At 70.9% G+C, this 6,752-nt stretch carries 6 protein-coding genes; 5 read left to right on the top strand and 1 reads right to left on the bottom strand.

What is annotated here, in order from left to right; translation table 11 throughout:
• Window positions 1-94 precede the first annotated feature (94 nt).
• From KBY32_RS24550 to KBY32_RS24540, 3 genes are read left to right on the top strand one after another with little or no spacing between them, the layout of a single operon-like run.
• A complete protein-coding gene (locus KBY32_RS24550; protein ID WP_115505237.1) occupies window positions 95-1,051 on the top strand; it encodes a carbohydrate ABC transporter permease in 957 nt (318 codons plus the stop codon).
• Complete coding sequence (locus KBY32_RS24545; RefSeq protein WP_055620293.1) at window positions 1,048-1,866, top strand: carbohydrate ABC transporter permease; 819 nt, start codon at window positions 1,048-1,050, stop codon at window positions 1,864-1,866. The genes KBY32_RS24550 and KBY32_RS24545 overlap by 4 nt, the downstream gene beginning before the upstream one ends.
• Window positions 1,863-4,244 (top strand): beta-glucosidase, encoded by a 2,382-nt coding sequence (locus KBY32_RS24540; RefSeq protein WP_210981651.1) that lies wholly within the window; start codon window positions 1,863-1,865, stop codon window positions 4,242-4,244. The genes KBY32_RS24545 and KBY32_RS24540 overlap by 4 nt, the downstream gene beginning before the upstream one ends.
• 80 nt (window positions 4,245-4,324) lie before the next feature.
• Here the strand turns inward: KBY32_RS24540 and KBY32_RS24535 are convergent, their stop codons facing one another.
• A complete protein-coding gene (locus tag KBY32_RS24535; RefSeq protein WP_055620292.1) occupies window positions 4,325-4,495 on the bottom strand; it encodes a hypothetical protein in 171 nt (56 codons plus the stop codon).
• 180 nt (window positions 4,496-4,675) lie between these two features.
• On the opposite strand from KBY32_RS24535, the gene KBY32_RS24530 reads away from it, so the two are divergent.
• Both KBY32_RS24530 and KBY32_RS24525 read left to right on the top strand, forming a co-directional pair.
• On the top strand, window positions 4,676-5,251 hold the full coding sequence (locus KBY32_RS24530) for a dihydrofolate reductase family protein (protein WP_210981650.1): 576 nt from the start codon (window positions 4,676-4,678) through the stop codon (window positions 5,249-5,251).
• Between the two features lie 315 nt (window positions 5,252-5,566).
• A complete protein-coding gene (locus KBY32_RS24525) occupies window positions 5,567-6,751 on the top strand; it encodes a type III polyketide synthase (RefSeq protein ID WP_210981649.1) in 1,185 nt (394 codons plus the stop codon).
• Window position 6,752 lies beyond the last annotated feature (1 nt).

Raw genomic sequence — 6,752 nt, 5'->3', positions numbered from 1 at the left:
CACAAGGCCATCCAGCAGTTCTTCAACGGACAGCTCGACACGGACGGCTTCATCAAGGCCATGCAGGCTCTCCCGACCGACTGACGAACGGCTCATGACCACACAGATCACGAGCGCCCGGCCCGCCGCCGGCCCCCGCAAGGGGGCCCGGCGGCGGCCGCCCGCCTCGAACGCCACGAAGGTGGGCCGCCCGAGTTTCGCCTGGGCGCTGCCCGCCGCACTGTTCTTCGCCCTCTTCGCGATCGCCCCGCTGGTCATGGTGGCGGTGCTGTCCTTCATGACCTGGGACGGCATCAGCTCCCCCCAGTTCGTGGGCATGGACAACTGGTCGCGTCTGATGGACGACCCGGTGATGCTGAACAGCATCTGGCTGACCCTGCTCCTGACCGTGCTCGGCGTCGTCATCCAGACGCCGCTCAGCATCGTCCTCGGGGTCTGGGCGGCCGGCAACCAGCGCAACCGCGCCGTGCTGTCGGTCATCTACTTCATCCCGCTGCTGCTGTCCGCCACGGCCGTCTCCGTGCTCTGGCGGGCGCTGCTCGACCCGAACTTCGGCATCCCGGCGGAGGCCACCTGGCTGTTCGGCGACGGCAACCTGTTCGGTGAACAGGCCACCGCCATCGGCGTCCTGGCGTTCGTCAGCACCTGGCAGTTCACGCCGTTCCACACGCTGATCTACCAGGGCGCCGCCCGTGCCGTCCCCGAAGTCCTCTACCAGGCCGCGGAGATCGACGGGGCCGGCCGCTACCGGCAGTTCTTCCACATCACGCTGCCGCAGCTGCGCAACTCGATGATCACCTCGATGATCCTGATGATCGTCGGCGGTCTGACCACCTTCGAGACGGTCCTGATCCTCACCCAGGGCGGCCCCGGCACCGACACCACCATCAGCGCCTACTACATGTACGACAAGGCGTTCAAGAGCTTCGACTTCGGCACGGGCTCGGCGATCGCCCTGGCCCTGGTGGTCGCGGCCACGATCATCTCGCTGGTCGTCGTCCGGGTGTCCGGCTACGACAAGATGCGCAGCACCATGGAGGGTGTGTCATGAGGCGCCGCCCCAACTACCTGGCCGGCGCCGGCTCGCTCGTCTGGCTGTTCGTCGTCGGTCTGCCCCTGTACGTGATGCTCGCCGCGACGCTGCGCACCCGGCAGGACTACGCCGAGAACGGCCCGGTCTCCCTGCCCGACAGCTTCACCCTGGACAACTACACCGGCGCCTTCGACTCGGGCTTCGGCCAGTACTTCCTCAACACACTCGTCGTCACCGGCTGCGTGATCGGCATCGTGCTGCTGCTGGTCCCGCCGCTCGCCTACGCGATCGTCCGCAGCCGCGGCCGGACCACCTCGGCGATCTTCCGGCTGTTCCTGCTCGGCCTCGCCATCCCGGCCCAGGCCGTCATCGTGCCGATGTTCTACCTGATCAGCGAGGCCGGGCTGTACGACAACCTGCTGGGCGTCATCCTGCCCACGGCGGCGTTCTGTCTGCCGATGTCGGCGCTGATCCTCAGCGGCAGCATGCGGGACATCTCCCCCGAGCTCTACGAGGCCATGGCCATGGACGGCGCGAGCCCGCTGCGCATGTTCTTCCAGCTCGTGATGCCGCTGTCCCGGGGCGGGCTGTCCACGATCGTCGTCTTCTCGGCACTCCAGGCGTGGAACGGCTTCCTGTTCCCGCTGGTCCTCACCCAGTCCGACTCCACCAAGGTCGTCACGCTGGGTCTGTACAACTTCCAGACCGAACACGGCATCGACATCCCCGGTCTGCTGGGAGCCGTGGTGCTGTCCATGGTGCCCATCCTGCTCGTCTACCTGTTCGCCCGTCGCGCCCTCGTCCGGGGCCTGATGGGTGTCGGAGGAAAGTGAACACCGACGTGGCCGTAGAGACCACCCCCGAGACCCCCCTCTGGAACGACCCCTCCCACCCCGTCGCCGCCCGGGTCGACGCGCTGATCGGCGCCATGACCCTCCAGGAGAAGATCGCCCAGCTGTACGGCGTCTGGGTCGGCGCCTCCGACCAGGGCGGCGAAGTCGCCCCGCATCAGCACGACATGGAGGAGGCCGTCGACCTCGACGCGCTGCTCCCCACCGGTCTGGGCCAGCTCACCCGGCCCTTCGGTACCGTGCCCGTCGACCCCGCCATCGGCGCGCTGTCCCTGATGCGCACCCAGGCCCGGATCGCCTCGGCGAACCGGTTCGGCATCCCCGCCCTCGCCCATGACGAGTGCCTGGCCGGCTTCGCCGCCTGGGGCGCCACCGCCTACCCCGTCCCGCTGTCCTGGGGAGCCACCTTCGACCCCTCGCTGGTCCGCGCGATGGCCGAGGCGATCGGCCGTGACATGCGCTCGGTCGGCGTGCACCAGGGCCTCGCCCCGGTGCTGGACGTGGTGCGCGACGCCCGCTGGGGCCGGGTCGAGGAGACCATCGGCGAGGACCCGTACCTCGTCGGATCCATCGGCACCGCCTATGTGGCCGGCCTGGAGTCGGCCGGCATCGTCGCCACCCTCAAGCACTTCGTCGGCTACTCGGCCTCGCGGGCCGGACGCAACCTCGCTCCCACGTCCGTGGGCCCCCGCGAACGCGCCGACGTGCTGCTGCCGCCGTTCGAGATGGCGATCCGCGAGGGCGGCGCCCGCTCGGTGATGCACGCCTACACCGACACCGACGGCATCCCCTCCGCCGCCGACGAGGCCCTGCTCACCGGACTGCTTCGCGACACCTGGGACTTCGACGGCACCGTCGTCGCGGACTACTTCGGCATCGCCTTCCTCAAGACGCTGCACGGTGTCGCCGGTGACTTCGGCGACGCGGCCGGCACCGCCCTGACGGCCGGCGTCGACGTCGAGCTGCCCACCGTCAAGACGTTCGGGGCACCCCTCGTCGAGGCCGTCACCGAGGGCCGCGTCCCGGAGGAGATCGTCGACCGCGCCCTGCGCCGCGTCCTCACCCAGAAGGCGCACCTCGGGCTCCTCGACCCGGACTGGAGCCCCGTGCCGCCCGCGCTCGAGGACGCCGACCTGGACGACGCCGAGGCGCTGCGCGGCCGGATCGACCTGGACCGCGCGGCGAACCGGGAACTGGCCCGGCGGATCGCCGATCAGGCCGTCGTCCTGCTCGGCAACGACGGCACGCTGCCCCTGACCCGGCCCCGCCGGATCGCCCTCGTCGGCCCCAACGCCGCCGAGCCCACAGCAGTGCTGGGCTGCTACTCGTTCCCCCTGCACGTGGGTGTGCAGCACCCCGAGTTCCCCGTCGGACTCGAACTGCCCACGCTGCAGGACACGTTGACCGCCGAGTTCCCCGACGCGGAGATCACCGCCGTCCGTGGCACCGGTGTCGACGACGGGGACCTCTCCGGCATCGCCGCGGCGGTCGAGGCGGCACGTGACGCGGAGGTCGTCGTCGCCGTTCTGGGCGACCGCGCGGGCCTGTTCGGACGCGGTACGAGCGGTGAGGGCTGCGACGCCGAGTCGCTGGCCCTGCCCGGCGCCCAGCAGCAGCTCCTCGACGCGCTGCTCGACTCCGGCACGCCAGTCGTCACCGTCCTGCTCGCCGGGCGGCCGTACGCCCTCGGCCGGGCCGTCGACGAGTCCGCGGCGATCGTCCAGTCGTTCTTCCCCGGCGAGGAGGGCACCCGTGCGATCGCCGGGGTGCTCAGCGGCCGTACCAACCCGTCCGGGCGGCTGCCGGTCAGTGTGCCGCGCGGCGCGGGTTCGCAGCCGTCCACCTATCTCGGTGCCCGGCTCGCCCAGGTCAGCGAGGTCTCCAACATCGACCCGACCCCGGCGTTCGGCTTCGGGCACGGTCTGTCGTACACCACGTTCGCGTGGAGCGACCTGACGGTCGACATCGAACAGGCGGCGACGGACGGCGAGTTCGCGCTCTCCCTGACCGTCCGCAACACCGGTGACCGGGCAGGGACCGAGGTCGTCCAGCTCTATCTGCACGACCCGGTGGCGTCCGTCGTCCAGCCCGTGCAGCGGCTCGTCGGCTACACCCGCGTTCCGCTGGAGCCGGGCGAGGCACGCCGGGTGCGGGTCACGGTCCCGGCGGACGTCGCCTCGTTCACCGGTCGCGACGGGCACCGTGTCGTGGAGCCCGGCGAGCTGGAGCTCCGGCTGGCCGCGTCCAGCACCGACGCGCGTCTGACGGCGACGGTCACCCTGACCGGGCCGGTGCGGCGGGTGGACCACACCCGGCGCTTCCACGCGGTCCTCACCCAGGAGCCCGTGGACCAGGCCTGAGGGACACCGCCTCGGATGTGAGCGCACAGCGAAGGGCCCGGCCGAAGCCGGGCCCTTCGCTGTGCGGTGATGGTGTCAGGTCACCATCGGTACCAGCGTCCGCGACCACCACCTGCCGTGGTGGAGCGCATCACGAAGCCGAGCAGCCACACGACCAGAACCACGACCGCGATCCACCACAGGGCCTTGAGGGCGAAGCCCGCACCGAACAGGATGAGGGCCAGAAGCAGTACAAGAAGCAGGGGAACCATAGTTATCAACCTCCTGACCCTCGATTGCCCTGCGATCCTCGATCCATACACCGAGGTTGCCTTGTTTATACAGGGGAAGCCGGGGCACACGGTGACGTTGCGACCAGGCGGGCGATGAGTATCGCGGCGGGCGCCGGTCTATAGGAGCAGTACCGCCCTCGCACTCCCGGGAGTCCCGCCATGACCGCCACCTACACGTTCGACGTCTTCTCCAGTCTCGACGGCTTCGGCGCCGCCGGCGGCGACTGGACGGGGTACTGGGGCAAGCAGGGCCCCGAACTCCTCGACCACCGCCTCTCGCTCTACGGCGAGGAGCAGCGGATGGTCTTCGGCGCCCACACCTACCGCGCCTTCGCCCAGCTGATCGCCTCGGACACGGAGGAGGCGGTGCACGACCCGTGGGTGACCCGGATGCGGAACATGCCGGCCACGGTCGTGTCGAACACGCTCGAGGAGCCCCTCGACTGGCCGGACGCCCGGGTCGTCCGGGGTGACGCCGTGGACGTGGTCGCCCGCCTCAAGGAGGAGTCGGACGTCCCGCTGCGCTCGCACGGCAGTCTGTCGGTGAACCGGGCGCTGATGGCGGCCGGCCTCGTGGACCGCGTCCAGGTGACGCTGTTCCCCGTGATCACCGGCAAGAGCGGACTGGACCCGATCTTCCAGGGCGCGGCCGACTTCGACCTCGAACTGATCGACCACCGGACGCTCGACGGCCACATCCAGGAACTCACCTACCGGCCGACCCTGCATCCCTGAGTCCACCGACGCACGTCCCACGTGCCCCGAGCCCTCGGAGGGTTCGGGGCACTTCCGCGTTCTGATGCCCGGTCAGTTCACCACCCCTGTGCGCGGCGTCACAGACATCGATGCGATCCAAGTTGCCCGCATCACAGCGGAAATGCCCGAATAGGCCCAAGCTCGATTCGGACGCACACGCCCGAACTGGGCCTTATCGGCGTCGATTTGGATACGACCCACCTAAGTGACGCACACCACAGCGCTCGTGCCGTACGCCTCGCGCTTCCCCCGTGACGACGTACGCCCCCCGCTTTCCGCAGAGAGGTGCCACCCATGCCCGCGTTCCTGAGCCCCCCTGCCGTGATCCACGGCGAGCACACCGTGAAGACCAGCGAGATCGTGACGGACGTCCTCGGCCGGCACCCGGACGCGGCCTGGGCGCCGCGCGTCGAGAGCATCGCGGCCAGCACGGGGATCGAGGCCCGCGGCTGGATGCTGCCGCTCCAGGCCGCCGTCGCCCCCGGCGGGGGCAATGGACTCCCGGCCGCCGGTGCCGACGCGACCCGCGCGGCGCTGGCCCGCGAAGGCGTCACCGGGCCGGACGCGGACCGGGTGATCGCCGCACTGGAGGCGATACCCGCACCGCAGACCGTCGCCGAGCGCACCGCGCCCGCGTGGGCGGCCGTCCAGGAGTACGGCGAGCGCGCGGCGCGCGGCGCCCTGCAGATCGCCGGTCTGGACGCCTCGGACATCGACTGCGTGATCACCAGCAACTCCACCACGCCCGCCCTGCCGGGTCTCGACGTCTCCCTCGCCAACCGGCTCCCCCTGCGGGACGACGTCCTGCTGCTCCCCGCCACCCAGTGGGCCTGCATCGCCGGGACCCGCTCGCTGGCTCTGGCCGCCGACCTGGTGGCCGCGGACCCCGACCGGGTGGTCCTCGTGGTGATCTCCGAGGCGCTGAGCACGACCTACCAGCCCGCGGACGACACCCTGGAGTCCCTGATCGTCCGGCTGCTGTTCGCGGACACGGCGGTCGCCGCCGTCGTCACCGGCCGCCCGCGGCCCGAGTCGGTCCTGCGGCTGGACTCCGCCTGGAACCACACCCTGCCCGGCACCCAGGACCTGCACCGCCTGGACACCCGGGCGGACGGCACGCACTTCGTGATGAACCGGCGCGGCCCGCGTGCCGTGCAGGAGACCGTCACCGCGATGTGGGCCTGGCTCCAGGAGCGGTACGGGGAGGACCCCGAGGCCTGGCACCCCGACGTGCTGCTCGCGCACCCCGGCGGGACGCGGGTGCTGGAGTACATGGAGCAGACGATGCCCGAGGCGTGGCCGTCGGGACTGCTGGAGTTCAGCCGGGACAGCTACACCAGCGGCAACCGCGGCGGGGCCGCCGTGTTCGACATCATGCGGCGGGCGTACGACGCCGGGCAGCCGGCGGGCAGCCGTGCCGTGCTGTACGCGGCGGCACCGGGCCTGACCGCGACGGCGCTGGAAGGCCAGTGGCTGTAGA

The organism is Streptomyces sp. RK62 (assembly GCF_018070255.1).
Taxonomy (GTDB): domain Bacteria; phylum Actinomycetota; class Actinomycetes; order Streptomycetales; family Streptomycetaceae; genus Streptomyces; species Streptomyces nigra.
Note: the sequence above shows the minus strand (reverse complement) of the source record. Positions and strands in the feature narration are given on the sequence as shown.